Origin of the sequence: Nocardioides sp. LS1, assembly GCF_003865225.1 — a bacterium.
In the GTDB taxonomy this organism is placed as follows: domain Bacteria; phylum Actinomycetota; class Actinomycetes; order Propionibacteriales; family Nocardioidaceae; genus Nocardioides; species Nocardioides ginsengisegetis.
The window spans coordinates 175,281-190,122 of record NZ_BIFF01000007.1; the positions used below are offsets into that span (position 1 = coordinate 175,281).

At 71.2% G+C, this 14,842-nt stretch carries 12 protein-coding genes; 5 read left to right on the forward strand and 7 right to left on the reverse strand.

Translation table 11 applies throughout. The features are described 5' to 3' along the window. Positions 1–123 precede the first annotated feature (123 nt). Complete coding sequence (locus EJF31_RS20760; protein ID WP_260430996.1) at positions 124–1,221, reverse strand: HNH endonuclease signature motif containing protein; 1,098 nt, start codon at positions 1,219–1,221, stop codon at positions 124–126. Positions 1,222–1,627: 406 nt separating this feature from the next. Here EJF31_RS20760 and EJF31_RS20765 point away from each other — a divergent pair, with 406 nt between their 5' ends. Next, complete coding sequence (locus tag EJF31_RS20765; protein WP_125039091.1) at positions 1,628–2,701, forward strand: DNA glycosylase AlkZ-like family protein; 1,074 nt, start codon at positions 1,628–1,630, stop codon at positions 2,699–2,701. On the opposite strand, the gene EJF31_RS20770 is transcribed toward EJF31_RS20765, so the two are convergent. Continuing rightward, positions 2,688–3,785, reverse strand: coding sequence for a HoxN/HupN/NixA family nickel/cobalt transporter (locus tag EJF31_RS20770; protein ID WP_125039092.1), 1,098 nt, complete (start codon positions 3,783–3,785; stop codon positions 2,688–2,690). The two genes, EJF31_RS20765 and EJF31_RS20770, sit on opposite strands and share 14 nt — an antisense overlap. A 67-nt stretch (positions 3,786–3,852) precedes the next feature. Here EJF31_RS20770 and EJF31_RS20775 point away from each other — a divergent pair, with 67 nt between their 5' ends. Beyond that, entirely contained in the window at positions 3,853–4,212 is a 360-nt protein-coding gene (locus EJF31_RS20775) for a hypothetical protein (RefSeq protein WP_125039093.1), read from the forward strand. 15 nt (positions 4,213–4,227) lie between these two features. Here the strand turns inward: EJF31_RS20775 and EJF31_RS20780 are convergent, their stop codons facing one another. After that, on the reverse strand, positions 4,228–4,713 hold the full coding sequence (locus EJF31_RS20780; RefSeq protein ID WP_185736371.1) for an XdhC family protein: 486 nt from the start codon (positions 4,711–4,713) through the stop codon (positions 4,228–4,230). 58 nt (positions 4,714–4,771) lie between these two features. Between EJF31_RS20780 and pcrA the strand changes: the two genes are divergently transcribed. Continuing rightward, entirely contained in the window at positions 4,772–7,189 is a 2,418-nt protein-coding gene (gene pcrA, locus EJF31_RS20785) for a DNA helicase PcrA (protein ID WP_125039095.1), read from the forward strand. Between the two features lie 145 nt (positions 7,190–7,334). On the opposite strand, the gene EJF31_RS22200 is transcribed toward pcrA, so the two are convergent. Beyond that, positions 7,335–8,309 (reverse strand): M23 family metallopeptidase, encoded by a 975-nt coding sequence (locus EJF31_RS22200; protein WP_221767685.1) that lies wholly within the window; start codon positions 8,307–8,309, stop codon positions 7,335–7,337. A 452-nt stretch (positions 8,310–8,761) separates the two neighbouring features. On the opposite strand from EJF31_RS22200, the gene sucC reads away from it, so the two are divergent. Next, a complete protein-coding gene (gene sucC / locus EJF31_RS20795; protein ID WP_125039096.1) occupies positions 8,762–9,922 on the forward strand; it encodes an ADP-forming succinate--CoA ligase subunit beta in 1,161 nt (386 codons plus the stop codon). A 19-nt stretch (positions 9,923–9,941) separates the two neighbouring features. Further along, positions 9,942–10,838 (forward strand): succinate--CoA ligase subunit alpha, encoded by an 897-nt coding sequence (gene sucD / locus EJF31_RS20800; protein WP_125039097.1) that lies wholly within the window; start codon positions 9,942–9,944, stop codon positions 10,836–10,838. 115 nt (positions 10,839–10,953) lie between these two features. Here sucD and EJF31_RS20805 read toward each other — a convergent pair whose 3' ends face one another. From EJF31_RS20805 to EJF31_RS20815, 3 genes are all read right to left on the reverse strand, one after another. Beyond that, positions 10,954–12,369, reverse strand: a complete 1,416-nt coding sequence (locus EJF31_RS20805; RefSeq protein ID WP_125039098.1) for a hypothetical protein — start codon at positions 12,367–12,369, stop codon at positions 10,954–10,956. Continuing rightward, the gene (locus EJF31_RS20810; protein WP_125039099.1) at positions 12,362–12,874 is read right to left on the reverse strand and encodes an RNA polymerase sigma factor; all 513 of its coding nucleotides are present in this window, start codon (positions 12,872–12,874) and stop codon (positions 12,362–12,364) included. The genes EJF31_RS20805 and EJF31_RS20810 overlap by 8 nt, the downstream gene beginning before the upstream one ends. Positions 12,875–12,978: 104 nt before the next feature. After that, the gene (locus tag EJF31_RS20815) at positions 12,979–14,832 is read right to left on the reverse strand and encodes a sigma-70 family RNA polymerase sigma factor (protein WP_125039100.1); all 1,854 of its coding nucleotides are present in this window, start codon (positions 14,830–14,832) and stop codon (positions 12,979–12,981) included. Positions 14,833–14,842: the final 10 nt, after the last annotated feature.

Here is a 14,842-nt window from a genome sequence, read left to right on the forward strand (position 1 = left end):
GGTTCAGAGAATTACGTGGTCACCGCAGGGCTCGCACGAGGTGCCTCCGGGCCCTGCTTGCCGGCTTTCGGTCGCCTGGCTCGACCGTCGTGATCAAGGTTCACAGATGGGTCGTCCGTCGGCCTATGTCCGCCTGGTGAAGGCGACCTTCCCGCCGGCCTGTGTGGTCATCGTGAACTTCGGGTCATGGGCCCGGGCGTGGTGGTGCGGGCAGAGCAGCATCCCGTCTTTGTTGGTCTCCCCGTCCTGGCTCCAGGGGATGGGGTGGTGCCCGTGGCACAGCCCCGGCGGCCAGTCACACCCTTCGGCGTTGCAGCCGCCCTGCTCGATCGCCATCGCGATCCGCTGGGACTCGCTGTGGAAGCGGCGCTTGCGGCCCAGGTCGAGCACCTGGGACTTCCCGCCCAGGACGGCGGGGATGATCCCCGCCTCGCACGCGAGCCTCCTGGCTTGGCCGGCGGTGATCCGCTCGCCGGTGTCCAGCGACGCCGCCTTGAGACCGCCCATCAGGGTGGAGATGTCCATCGTGACCACGACGGTGGCGGACACACCACCGGCCTTGGGAAGCTTCTTGACGGGGTAACGCTCGATCAGCTCGACGAACGCCTGCCCCATCCGCTCCGCCGACGGCCGACGTTCACCCAGCCCGCCGTCGACCGCGGCGCGGTGCTTTGGCGCGGCGAACGCGAGCAGTGCCTTCTTCAGCATCGCGGCCTGCGCCGAGGGCAACGTGAACCGGCCGTGGACCTTGCCGTGCCCGTCGTCGGTCATGGTCAGCTTGGTCGACATCGCGGCAGCGCGTTCTTCGTCCTCGAGCTGCTTGGCCTCGTGTGCCTCGGCCGCTTCGGGGTCGAGGAAGTCCAGGATCCGCCGGCCCAGCACCTTCAACGCCTTCGCGTCGTGGTCGGCGGCGAACTTGATCAGCATCGCTTCGGCCTCGTCGCGGTGCTCGGCGGGGAGGACCTCGACGGCGTCGACGATGACGCGGGCCTGCTCCACGAGGACGTGACCGGTCGCGACCGCCGTGCGCAACGCCGGCCGGGCCGCGAGGGCGAGGGCGAGGCGCATCTTCCCGTGGGCGGCAGGGCGGGTCTGGTGGGTGGCGTGCGCCCAGAAGTTCGTGGTCGAGGTGGCACCGACGGAGTCCCCGACGCCGACGGTCTTGGCGTGCTCGGCGACCCGCATCTCCAGCTCGGCGAGCTGGGCGGACAGCCGGGTCACGGCCGTCAGCGTCGCCGCGGACTCGTCCGCATCCATTGACCACAACGACACATCCGAGAGCTCCGAGAGCTGCGACTGCATGGTCTCGACAGCGCGCGACACCTGGTGTCGAGGAGGCTGGGTGACCATCGCTGTCATGGGTCAATTCCAGCAGGGACCACCGACAAAACCGCAGGCCAGAGCCCCTATTTCGACCGGAGAAAGGTAAAGAATCGAAAGATTTTTGAACCCTGATCACGACGGTCGAGCCAAGTGACCGAAAGCCGGGAATCAGGGCCCGAAGGCACCTCGTGCGAACCCTGCGGCGACCAAGAAATTCTGGAAATACGCGCCGAAGGCGCGAAATCCCGCAGCAAGACGTCGGCGAACAAGTCCCCACGTCCACCAGCGAAGCGAGAATGTCCGAATGGACGCGCACCACCTGACCCGCACCGACGCCCGGCGCATCGCGGTCCGCGCCCAGCTGCTCGACCTGCCCCGCCCCACCGGCCTGCACGAGGTGGCCCGCCACCTGACGGTGCTGCAGGCCGACCCGACGGCGGCGGTGGCGCCGAGCGCCGACCTGGTGGTGTGGTCGCGGCTGGGGGCGGAGCACCGGCGCGGTGACCTCGAGGACGCCGTGGCGTCGGGCTCGCTGATCGAGCTGCAGGGGATGCTCCGGCCGGCCGAGGACATCGCGCTCTTCCGGGCGGAGATGGCGGTGTGGCCGGGGACCGGGGACCTGATCGAGTGGCAGCGCGACACCCGAGACTGGCTGGAGACCAACGACGGGTGCCGTCGCGACATCCTCGACAAGCTGTACGACGAGGGGCCGCTGCCGTCGAGCGCGCTGCCCGACACGACCGTGCTGCCGTGGGAGTCGAGCGGCTGGAACAACGACCGCAACGTGCGGATGCTGCTCGGGCTGCTGGTCCGCCGCGGGGAGGTGGCGGCGGCCGGCTACGAGGGTCGCGACCGGCTGTGGGACCTCGCCGAGCGGGTCTATCCCGATGTGCCGGTGGTCCCGCTCGACCAGGCGCTGCGGATCCGGGACGAACGCCACCTGCGCTCGCTGGGGATCGCCCGGCGCGCCGGACAGGCGGGGGAGCGGGCCGTCGTCGAGGGGCTGCGGGGCACGTGGCGGGTCGACCCGACGTACCTCGACGACACCTTCACCGGGCGCACCGTGCTGCTGTCCCCGCTCGACCGGCTGGTCTTCGACCGCAAGCGGATGGAGGACCTGTTCGAGTTCGACTACCAGCTCGAGATGTACAAGCCGGCGGCCAAGCGGCGCTTCGGCTACTGGGCCATGCCGATCCTGCACGGCGACCGGCTGGTCGGGAAACTGGACGCGACGGCCGACCGCCGGGCCGGGGTCCTGCGCGTCGATGCGGTGCACGAGGACGAGCCGTTCGGCAAGCGGCTGGCGGCCGAGGTGCGGGAGGAGATCGAGGACCTCGCCGACTGGCTCGAGCTGGAGCTGGAGATCAGCTGCGGGTGAGGTGGGCGCTCCAGCGCTCGTCGATCCGCCCGAGCTTCCAGATGGCGACCGAGGCGGCCCAGGTGACGACGAAGAGCAGCACGATGCCGTAGCCGACGTACTCGAGGTCGACGTGGGCGGCCGCAGCGAGCGGGCCGTGGGTGACGCCCGCCTTGTCGGCGAGGAGGCCGACGATCTCGATGCCGCCGATGATGAGCGCGACAGCGACCGAGAGGGCCGTGACGGTCATGTTGTAGTAGATCTTGCGCACCGGGCGGGCGAAGGCCCAGCCGTAGGCGACGGTCATGAAGGCGCCGTCGAGGGTGTCGAGCAGGCTCATGCCGGCCGCGAACAGGATCGGCAGCGTGATCACGGCCCACCACGGCAGGCTGGCCGCGACCGCGCCGCCGGCGATGACCAGCAGGCCGATCTCGGTCACGGTGTCGAAGCCGAGGCCGAAGAGGAAGCCGGTGGGGTACATGTGCCACGGCTTGGTGACCGCGCGGGTGACGCGTCCCAGGATCCGGTTGAGGAAGCCGCGCTGGTCGAGCTGGCGGTCGAGCTCGGCCTCGTCGAAGTGGCCGCGGCGCATCGACCGGAAGACCTGCACGATGCCGATGAGCGCGGCGAGGTTGATCAGGCCGATGGCGAGCAGGAAGCCGCCGCTGATCAGCGTGCCCCAGACGCCGCTGAGCTGCTGGAGCGCGGAGTTCTGGTCGTTGATGCCCGAGGAGAGGGCGCGGACGCCGAGCGCCACCCCCATCACCATCACGAACACGACCGACGAGTGGCCCAGGCTGAACCAGAAGCCGACGCTCATCGGGCGCTTCCCCTCGGCCATCAGCTTGCGGGTGGTGTTGTCGATCGCGGCGATGTGGTCGGCGTCGAAGGCGTGCCGCATGCCGAGTGTGTACGCCGTCAGGCCCAGCCCGACGCCGAGGACCTTGCCCCCGACCTCGTAGTCGTGCGGCGCGACGACGCCCACCAGGAGGCCCCAGCCCACGACGTGCAGCAGGAGCACGAACCCCAGCGTGCGGACGAGACTGCGCTTCTCGCCGGCCGAGAGCGGCCGACGGACCGGGCGGTCGATCGTCGTGGGCGTCATGTTGCCCAGCGTACCCACTTGCGAACAATGTGCAATAAGCAGGTCGGCGTGCCCCTAGGATCTGGCCATGGAAACGCTCCGGCTGGTGCTGCTCTTCCTCCACATCGTCGGCTTCGCCGCCCTCCTCGGTGGGTTGCTGGTCCAGGCCCGGCTCCCCGAGAAGGTCGTCAACGCCCCCATGCGCGACGGCATCGGCACGGCCTTCCTCGCCGGCCTGCTGCTCGTCGGCGTGCTGGAGTCCGGTGACGACCCGGTCAACCACGCCAAGATCGCGGTGAAGTTCGCGATCGGCCTGGTGATCCTGGTGCTGGTCATGGCCAACATGCGCAAGGAGCGCATCCCGCAGGGGCTGTGGGCCGGGATCCTCCTGCTCACGCTGGCCAACGTCGCCGTCGCGCTCTTCTGGTCGCCGGTCCACGCGTCCTGACGGACAGGCGCGCGGTCAGCCTCCCGGGCAGAAGGCCGTGCCCGGATCCAGGTCCGGGTGGATCGGGCCCTCGCGGCCGCTGATCGCGCCCGCGCCGGCTGCGCCGCGTCGTACGGCGACGATCTCGGCGAGGATCGAGACCGCGATCTCACCGGGCTCGTCGGCGCCGATGTCGAGGCCGATCGGCGCCCGCAACGCGGCCAGGTCCGCCTCGGTGACCCCGTGCTCGGTGAGCCACTCGCGGCGGCGGGCCTGGGTCTTGCGCGAGCCCATCGCCCCGACGTACGACGTCCCGGACGTCAGTGCCGCCTTGATGGCCGGCGCGTCCACCTCGTCGTGGTGACTGAGCACCACGACGGCATCGACGCCCGCGAGGCCCGTCCACACCTCCTCCATCGTGGTCGCGACGACGGGTGACCAGCCGAGGGTCTCCAGCATCGGCACGAGCGCGGTGGCGACGGGTCCGTCGCCGACCACCAGCACGTTCGTTGCTTGCGTCATACGGGGCAGTATCCGCCCGATCCGGCTGTCCGTCATGGCACGTAGGGTTGGGCGGGAGATGAGCACCCCCTTCCCGATCCCCGGCCTCGAGCACCTGACCGCGACCGACGAGCCCCGGACCACGCGCCGCGGTCCGTCCCGCGAGGAGCTGCTCGAGGGGCTCAACGAGCCCCAGCGTGCCGCGGTGGTCCACGAAGGTGCGCCGCTGCTGGTCGTCGCCGGTGCCGGCTCGGGCAAGACCCGGGTGCTCACCCGCCGGATCGCGTGGCTGATCTCCGAGCGCCGGGCCCACCCCGGCTCGATCCTGGCGATCACCTTCACCAACAAGGCCGCCGCCGAGATGAAGGAGCGCGTCGAGGACCTCGTCGGCAAGCGCGCCCGGATCATGTGGGTCTCGACGTTCCACTCCGCGTGCGTGCGGATCCTGCGCAAGGAGATCGACAAGTTCGGCTTCAAGTCCAACTTCTCGATCTACGACGCCGCCGACCAGAAGCGGCTGATGGCCCTGGTCGCCAAGGACCTCGACCTCGACCCCAAGCGCTACCAGCCCAACGCACTGCTGCACTGGGTCTCCAACCACAAGAACGAGCTGCGCGACGCCGAGGAGGCGACCAAGGACGCGCACAACAAGCTCGAGGAGACGTACGCCGCGGCGTACACCCTCTACCAGCGCCGGCTGACCGAGGCCAACGCGCTGGACTTCGACGACCTGATCATGATGACCGTCCACCTCTTCCAGCAGTTCCCGGAGGTGCGCGAGACCTACCGGCGCCGCTTCCGGCACGTGCTCGTCGACGAGTACCAGGACACCAACCACGCGCAGTACGCCCTCATCCACCAGCTCTGCGCCGACCAGATGGAGGAGCCCGTCGCCGCCGGCGACGAGCCCCAGGAGCGGGTCGAGCCGGCCGAGCTGATGGTCGTGGGTGACGCCGACCAGTCGATCTACGCCTTCCGCGGCGCCAACATCCGCAACATCCTCGACTTCGAGCAGGACTTCCCCAACGCGACGTCGATCCTGCTGGAGCAGAACTACCGCTCCACCCAGACCATCCTCAACGCCGCCAACTCCGTCATCGGTCACAACAAGGGCCGCAAGCCCAAGCGGCTGTGGTCCGAGGCCGGCGACGGGGAGCGGATCGTGGGCTACGTCGCCGACGACGAGCACGACGAGGCCCGCTTCGTCTCCGAGGAGATCGACAAGCTCACCGACGAGGGCGCCCACAAGGCCGCCGACGTCGCGGTCTTCTACCGCACCAACGCCCAGTCGCGGGTGTTCGAGGAGGTGTTCATCCGCACCGGCCAGCCCTACAAGGTCGTCGGCGGGGTGCGCTTCTACGAGCGGCGCGAGGTGCGCGACGCGCTGGCCTACCTCCGGATGCTGGTCAACCCGGCCGACCAGGTCTCCCTGCGCCGGATCCTCAACACCCCCAAGCGCGGCATCGGCGACCGCGCCGTGGAGTGCGTGCAGGCCCTGGCCGAGCGCGAGCGGCTGACCTTCTGGGAGGCACTGCGCCGTGCCGACGACGCCCCGGGCCTCGCGACCCGGTCGCTGACCAACATCCGCGGCTTCGTCGCGATGGTCGAGGAGCTCCAGTCGATGGTGGACGCGGGGGAGCGGGCCGACGTGGTGCTCGAGAGCGTGCTGTCCCGCTCGGGCTACCTCGCCGAGCTCGAGGCCTCCGACGACCCGCAGGACGAGACCCGCGTCGAGAACCTCGCCGAGCTCGTGGCCGTCGCGCGCGAGTTCTCCGACGACCCGGTCGCCGGCCCCTCTGCCGACCCCTCGGACGTCGACGCCGGCCAGGTCGCGCCCGGGCTCTCGGACTTCCTCGAGCGGGTCGCCCTGGTCGCCGACACCGACCAGATCCCCGACGACGACGCCGGTGTGGTCACCCTGATGACCCTGCACACCGCCAAGGGCCTGGAGTTCCCGGTCGTCTTCCTGACCGGTCTCGAGGACGGCGTCTTCCCGCACGCGCGGGCGCTCGGCGACCAGCCCGAGCTGGAGGAGGAGCGCCGGCTCGCCTACGTCGGCGTCACCCGCGCCCGCGAGCGCCTCTACATCTCCCGCGCTGTCGTCCGCTCCGCCTGGGGCGCGCCCTCGCACAACCCCGGCTCACGCTTCCTCGACGAGCTGCCGATCGACCTCGTCGACTGGCGCCGAACCGAGGCCTCCCAGACCCGCTGGGGCCGGCCCGACCTGTCCGGCTCGGTCCGGATGGGCGAGCCCACCGCCGCCGGCCGCCGCAACTTCTCCTCCGCCGCCCTGCGGGCGGACGCCGCGTCCAAGGCCAAGCCGGCCCGGGCGATCCCGTCGCTGGAGCCCGGAGACCGGGTCATCCACGACTCGTTCGGCATGGGCACCGTCGTCGCCCTCGAGGGGGTCGCCGAGAAGGCCGTCGCCTCGATCGACTTCGGGTCCGAGGGCGTCAAGCGGCTGCTGCTGCGCTACGCGCCCGTCGAGAAGCTCTAGCCCTCCGCGAGCGGGCAGTTGGGGGAACTCTCGGGGGCGCGAGCGGGCAGTTGGGGGAACTCTCGGGGGAGCGAGGGGGCAGTTGGAGTCTCACAAGTGCCCGGTCGGCGGTCTGGGAGTGCCGCGGAGTGCCGTGTCGGCTGGGTCAGGGCTGGAGGCCGTGGACGACCAGCGCCTGGTACGGGTCCACCGGGTCGCCTCCACCGGGGCGGACCTCGAGGTGGAGGTGCGGGCCGGTGACGTTGCCGGTCGCTCCGACGTACCCGATCAGCTGGCCGGCGCGGACGGTCTCGCCCGGGCTGACGGCGTACGACGTCTGGTGGCAGAACCACAGCTCGGTGCCGTCGTCGAGGGTGATGACGGTCTTGTTGCCGTAGGAGCCGTCGTAGCCGGTGGAGGTGACGACACCGCCGGCGACCGCGACGATCGGGGTGCCGCTGGGCGCCGCGAAGTCGAGGCCGGTGTGGAAGTGGGACCAGAGGCCGCTGTACTCGCCGAAGCGGGCGGTCAGGTGGTAGCCCTGCACCGGCAGCACCCACGCGTTGAGCTTGAGCTTGGCGGCCTGCGCCTCGGCCAGCTTCGCGAACTGCGCGAGCGCGGCGTTGCGCTGCTTCATCTGCGCCTCGGCCTGCTGCACGAGCTCGGCGTTGGCGGCGTCGGCCTGCGCGTCCCGGCGCGAGTCACGGCTGACGGTGGCCTTGCGGCCGTCGAGGAGGCTGCTGGAGTCGGTGCCGCTCAGGCCGCTCAGCGCGCTGGCCTGGCTCAGGCGCGCGGTGTCCGAGCCGGTCAGGGCCGGGTCGGCGGCGACGACCGCGCCGCCGGCGGAGACGGCGAGGGCGGTGATGCCGATGAGGATCGGGGCGGAGGGCAGTCCGCGGAAGAGCGGTCCGCGCGAGCCGGAGCGGCGCGGGGTGGCCTTCTCGGCGCGGCGCTTGCCGGCGGCCTGCCGGGCCGGAGCCTGCTCGGTGGCGCGGCGGCTGACGGTGGTGGCCTCCGCGGCGGCCCGACGGGACCGGGCGGGGGCGGCCGGAGCGACCGCCTCGACCACGGGGAGCTCAGCGGTCGGGGTCTCCGAGGGACGGCGGCTGGAGCCGCGGCGTTCCGCTCGGTGGTTGCCCATGAAGAGATCTCCGCTGGTCGTCGGGGGGTATTTCAGCGAGCCATGACTGTAACGGACCGGTCACGGCCCGGGAAATCAGGACCAGTCGAGGAGTGTGCCCGACGAGGGGCCCGATCGGGCCATTTCCGGCGATCTGAGGCAAATTCAGGCGGAATCCGGCGTGTCCGGAGGTGCCGTCATCGCCCAGCGGACACGCCTCGTGGCGAGACTCACGCCCGCCTGACGCGTTCTGACTAGTCCGTTCGGGTGGTGTCAACCATCTCGGGTAGTCCGGGCGGGTGTCGCACCTGGGCGGCGCAGCCCGCGGCCGAGGCCGTCCGGGAGCGCTATGCCGTGCGTCACGTCGGCCCGCCCGGCCTCGTCGCCCGCGAGCCGTCGGGACTAAGGTGCCGGGGAGATACGTGCGGTCGCAGTCCAACGACCGGCAGCTTCGAACAGAACTGGGTGAATCAGTGGATCTGATGGAATTCCAGGCGAAGGAGCTCTTCGCCAAGCATGACGTGCCGGGTACCCCTGGCATTGTCGCGACCACGCCCGCCGAGGCCCGCGCCGCCGCCGAGAAGCTCGGTGTGTGCGTCGTCAAGGCCCAGGTCAAGGCCGGCGGCCGCGGCAAGGCCGGCGGCGTCAAGCTCGCCAAGACCCCCGACGAGGCCGAGGCGCACGCCACGGCCATCCTCGGGATGGAGATCAAGGGCCTCACGGTCCACCGGGTGCTCATCGCGCCCGCCGCCAGCATCGAGGAGGAGTACTACTTCTCCTTCCTGCTCGACCGCGCGAACCGCCAGTACCTCTGCATCGCCAGCGTCGAGGGCGGTGTCGAGATCGAAGAGGTCGCGAAGACCAACCCCGACGCCGTCAAGCAGATCCCGATCGACCCGGGCACCGGCGTCGACGAGGAGAAGGCCCGCGCCATCGTGGCCGAGGCCGGCTTCCCCGAGGTCCTCACCGAGCAGGCCGTCACGACCGTGCTCAACCTGTGGAAGGTCTTCGTCGAGGAGGACGCCACCCTCGTCGAGGTCAACCCGCTGGCCCGCCTCGCCGGTGACAAGCTCGAGGCGCTCGACGGCAAGGTCTCGCTCGACGAGAACGCCGAGTTCCGCCACGCCGACCACGCCGAGTTCGAGGACAAGGCCGCGGCCGACCCGCTCGAGGCGAAGGCCAAGGCCAAGGGCCTCAACTACGTGAAGCTCGACGGCGCCGTCGGCATCATCGGCAACGGCGCGGGTCTCGTGATGAGCACCCTCGACGTCGTCGCGTACGCCGGCGAGGCCCACGGTGGCGTCAAGCCCGCCAACTTCCTCGACATCGGTGGCGGCGCGTCCGCCCAGGTGATGGCCGACGGCCTCGACGTGATCCTGCACGACCCGCAGGTCAAGTCCGTGTTCGTCAACGTCTTCGGTGGCATCACGTCCTGCGACGCGGTGGCCAACGGCATCGTCGGCGCGCTGGACATCCTCGGCGACGAGGCCACCAAGCCGCTGGTCGTGCGCCTCGACGGCAACAACGTGGAGGAGGGTCGTCGCATCCTCGAGGAGCGGAACCACCCGCTGGTCACCCTCGTGGCGACGATGGACGGTGCGGCCGACAAGGCCGCCGAGCTGGCGAACGCCTGAGAACGGGACTGAGAACAACATGTCTATCTACCTGAACAAGGACTCCAAGGTCATCGTCCAGGGCATCACCGGCGGCGAAGGCACCAAGCACACCGCCCTGATGCTCAAGTGCGGCACCCAGGTCGTCGGCGGCGTCAACGCCCGCAAGGCCGGCACGACCGTCACCCACCAGGACGCCGACGGCAACGACGTCGAGCTCCCCGTGTTCGGCTCCGTCAAGGAGGCCATGAGCGAGACCGGCGCGGACGTGTCCGTGGCGTTCGTGCCCCCGGCCTTCACCAAGGACGCCTGCATCGAGGCGATCGACGCCGGCATCGGCCTGCTCGTGGTCATCACCGAGGGCGTGCCCGTCCAGGACACCGCCGAGGTGTGGTCCTACCTGCAGGGCAAGTCCACCCGGATGATCGGCCCCAACTGCCCCGGCATCATCACGCCGGGCGAGGCGCTGGCCGGCATCACGCCCGCCACCATCTCGGGCTCGGGTCCGGTCGGCCTCGTGTCGAAGTCGGGCACGCTGACCTACCAGATGATGTTCGAGCTGCGTGACTTCGGCTTCTCGACCGCCATCGGCATCGGCGGCGACCCGATCGTCGGCACCACGCACATCGACGCCCTCGAGGCGTTCGAGGCGGACCCCGACACCAAGGCGATCGTGATGATCGGCGAGATCGGCGGCGACGCCGAGGAGCGGGCCGCGGCGTACATCAAGGACCACGTCACCAAGCCGGTCGTCGGCTACGTCGCGGGCTTCACCGCCCCCGAGGGCAAGACGATGGGCCACGCCGGTGCGATCGTGTCGGGCTCGTCCGGCACCGCGCAGGCCAAGAAGGAGGCCCTCGAGGCCGTCGGCGTGAAGGTCGGCAAGACGCCGTCCGAGACCGCGGCCCTGATGCGGGAGATCCTGCAGAACCTCTGACCCACGCGCGAGAGGGCGTTCGCGTCCACTCTCGACGCACCGAGAGGGCACTTCCTGCGGCTGATGCCGCACGAAGTGCCCTCTCGGCCATTTCAGAGTCCCTCCCAGTGCCCTGTCAGCAGCCCCGGTCGGTGTAGAGGCACATCGCGTCGACGATGCCCTGCACCGACGAGAGGCCCTTGTCGACCTGGACGTTGACCTCCTGGTCGGGGTGCTGGCCGGCGCCCCCCTCGTTGTAGGTCTCCGAGAGGAGTACGGCGTTGCCGCGCTGCACGAGGGTGTCCACCCGGAGGCCGGGGGTGAAGCCGCCCTGGCGCCGGTACTGCGTCACGAGCGTGGCGTGCTCCTCGCCCTCGAGGACGGAGCGGACGGTGGTGTAGCCGTCGCTGGTCTGCTCCTCGGGGCAGTCGGCCCAGAGCCCGGTCAGCGACCGCACCCAGGCGGCGGCGGCGTCCGGTGTCGCGAAGGTGACCAGCTGGCGGGTCCGGAAGTCCTCGGGGTTGGTCCAGCCTCCCGTCAGCGTCGCGGTGGCCTCCGGCGCCGGGGACTTCGTCCCGCAGGCCTCGAGCCGGATCACGGGCTGGCCGGTGTCCGGGCCGGAGCGCCCGAAGGACCCGCTCTCGGACTGGCTGTCCTCGGGGTAGCCGTCCAGGATCGGGAAGTCCGCCGGGATCGTCGTGGCGCCCTGGGGCGGCTCGGCGCACGGGTTCGCGGCGAAGATGCACAGGTCGCTCAGCACCGGCGCGGAGTCGGTGGCCATCAGCTGCCGGGTGTAGTCGATGACCTGCTGGGCCGCACCGCCGGCCCCGTAGTAGGACAGCGCGTGGATCGCGTTGCCGACCCGCACGTTCTGCACCACCGTGAGCTCCGAGCTGAGCTCGCCGCCCTGCCGGACCCGCGCGATCCAGGTGAAGGACTGGTCGCCGTAGTCGGAGGGGACGGCGTCGAAGAGGTACGTCGTGCCCTGGTGGGTCTGGCTCGGGCAACCGGCGATGTCGTCCTCGACCGCCTGCATGGCCGCGATCGCGGCGTCCTCGTCGTCGTAGACCGCGAGCACCGCCTCGCGACGGTCCTCGGACTCGCCGAGGTAGGTCACGCTGGCCCGGTCGGCCGTCGGGGCCGGGCCAGACCGCTGGGTGCCGTAGCCCAGGCACGGCATGAACACCTCGACGTCAGTCGGCTTCTGGACGGTGACGGGCGAGCCGTCGTTGCCGTTGGTCTTCGGGAAGCCCTGGGTCAGCGGGAAGTCGGCCGGGATGCTCTGGCGCCAGGCGACCTTGGTCCCGCCATCGGCCGTGGCCGAGGGGCTGGTGGTGGCAGGGCCGGGCTGGGGCGCGGAGTGGTTGCTGCCACCCGCGGCGATGGACAGCGGGACGGCGACCAGGGCGATCGCGGCGATGCCGCCGGCGACGGCCACGGCCGTGTTGCGGCGCCGCATCCGGTCACCCCGGCGGCGCACCTCGGAGGCGGGGAGCGGGTTCACGTCGATTCCTTGCTGGAGGTGTCGGAGCTCGTCGAGGGGGTCAGACATGGCTTGCTCCTTCCTGGAGGCCACCGTTGGTGTCGTCGGAGAGCAGGGCGGCCAGCGCCGCGCGGCCGCGGCTGAGGCGGGCCTTGACGGTGCCCTCGGGCACCCCCATCTCGTGGGCCACGGCCTGCACGGGCAGGTCGCACATGTGGTGCAGCACCAGCGCACGGCGTTGCGGCTCGGGCAGCTTCTTCAGCGCCGCGACGACGGCCACGTGGGCCTCGCTCGGCGGGGCGGCGGCCGTGGGCAGCGCGACGGCGCGGTCGGCGGGGCGGCGGCCACGCGTCGTACGTCGCCAGCGGCTCACCGCCAGGCGGTAGGCCGTGGTGCGCACCCACGCCTCGGGGTGCTCCGCCTTCCGCAGCGTGCGCCGATGGGCCCAGGCCCGCACGAAGGCCTCCTGGACGCACTCCTGTGCCTCGTCGCGGTTGCCGATCATGGCGTAGACCTGGGCCGTGATCCGCTCGAACGACGCTGTGTAGAAGTCGTCGAACTCGCGCTCGTCCATCTCCTCGTTCCCCGTCCGGTGTGTGGTGTCGGGAGGGATACGCACCGGGTGCACCCACGGTTGCACGGAATCGGCAGAAATCTTCCGCACCCGGGCGGGTGCCGTCAGGACTTGGGCGCGGGGAGCTCCGGGAGCCGCTCGAGGGCACGGCGGACCAGGTTGACGAACGTCGCCGGCGGCATGGTGGCCCGACCGTCGGGGACGAAGCCGACCTGGGCGACCGACGTGCCGTCGCGGGCGATGCCCATGAAGAAGTCGACCTTGGACTTGTCGCTGAGCTCGGTCGTGACCCGCCAGACCGTGAGGTCCTGGCGCTTGGTCGTGGCCTGGGCGATCCGGGTGACGTCGGTGCCGAGGTTCTTGTCGTGGCAGGCGGCGAGGCGAGTGCGGACCTGCTCGACGAAGGCCTTGGCGCGCCTCTCGGGCAGCGAGCCCACGGTCTCGGTGAGACCGAAGGCGTCGGCGAGCTTCGTGCCGGGGACGAGGAAGGTCCGGGTCACGTTGTTGGAGATGCCGGCCGAGTTGAAGTCGGTCTGGTCGCAGCCGGTCGAGGCCGCGTTGGAGACGGCCTTGCGCGGCTCCGTGCCGACCCAGGGCTTGTCGATCCCGTTGACCGGCGGCAGGTCGACCTCGCCGAGCATCGCCTGGACCTGGCCGACCGGCAGCGGGGCGACGACCTCGAGCTTCGGGCCCACCTCGGCGCACGCGCCGCCGCCGGGGAGGTGGCACAGGCCGCCGACGGCGGTCGCGAGCATGCGGGCGCTGGCGCCGAAGTCCGGCGTCGCGTCGCCGGGGACGCTCGTCAGCGTCGTGGTGGTCAGCACGCCGGTGCGGGCGACGCCGACGACCGTCGTGGTCACGGGGGCGTCCCAGTCGCGCAGCACGAACAGCATCGCCTCGTCGCCGACGCGACCGACCCGGCGGGTGGAGAGCAGCTGGGCGCGCTCGTCGGTGCACCCGGCGTACCAGCCCAGGGCGCTGTCGTAGGCGGCCTTCGCGCGGTCCACGGTCGCGGAGACCTCCGCCTCCTGGCCGGCCGTGGAGCCGGGCGCCTTGCCCCTCCCCGGCGCCTCGAAGCGGCGGAAGAGGGCAGCGGTGCCCTTCGGGTCGGCGTACCGCTCCTGCTGGCAGGGCAGCACGATCCCGTCGCCGGCGGTGTTGTCGTCGGTGGAGGTGACCTTCCAGTGCCGGCTGTGGGCGAACGACCCGACCTCGTCGGCGGTCAGCAAGGCCTCCTGGGGCACCTCCGCGCGCGGGGCGTCCGGGGAGGCGGCGGGGTGGTCGAAGGTCGCGTCGGTGAGGCCCGCGCCGTCGCGCGACAGCGTCGGGTGCACGCCGGCGGTGTCGGTGATCAGGCTGCCGGAGACGATGAGCACGGCGACGGCGAGCGCCGCCCCGACGGCGGTGTGCGTACGCCGGCGCGCGGCCCCGGCCCGCCGGATGATCGTGGCCCGCGGCCAGCGGGTGTCCTCGACGTGCTCGCGCAGCGGCTCGAAGAGGGGCTGGATGCCGGTGGTGAGCACGTCGCGGTGCACGGCGAACTGCGCCGCGGCGGTCTGGAGGGTGCGCTCGGCCTCGTCGAGGGGGAGCCCGATCTCGCGGGCCATCTCGCCCATCGGCAGGTTGGTCAGGTGGTTGAGCAGCAGCGCCTTGCGCTGGGTGACCGGCAGCTTGCCGAGCGCGTCGAGGGTGGCCTTGACCTCGGGGTCCAGGCCCTTCTCGCGGTGCCAGATGCGTGCGGTGTGCCGACGCTGCGCGTGCGCCCAGGCGTGCGGCCGGGCCCACGTCTCCGGGTCGGGTTGACGCGTGATCTTGCGCCAGTGGTGCCAGGCGACGACGAAGGAGTCCCGGACGGCGGACCGGCTGGCGCCGAGGTCGCCGGTGAGCGCGTAGGTCTGCAGGAGCAGCCGCGAACGGGCGTCCTTGTAGAACGCGTCGAACTGGTCGGGATTCCTCATGGCCCGTCCA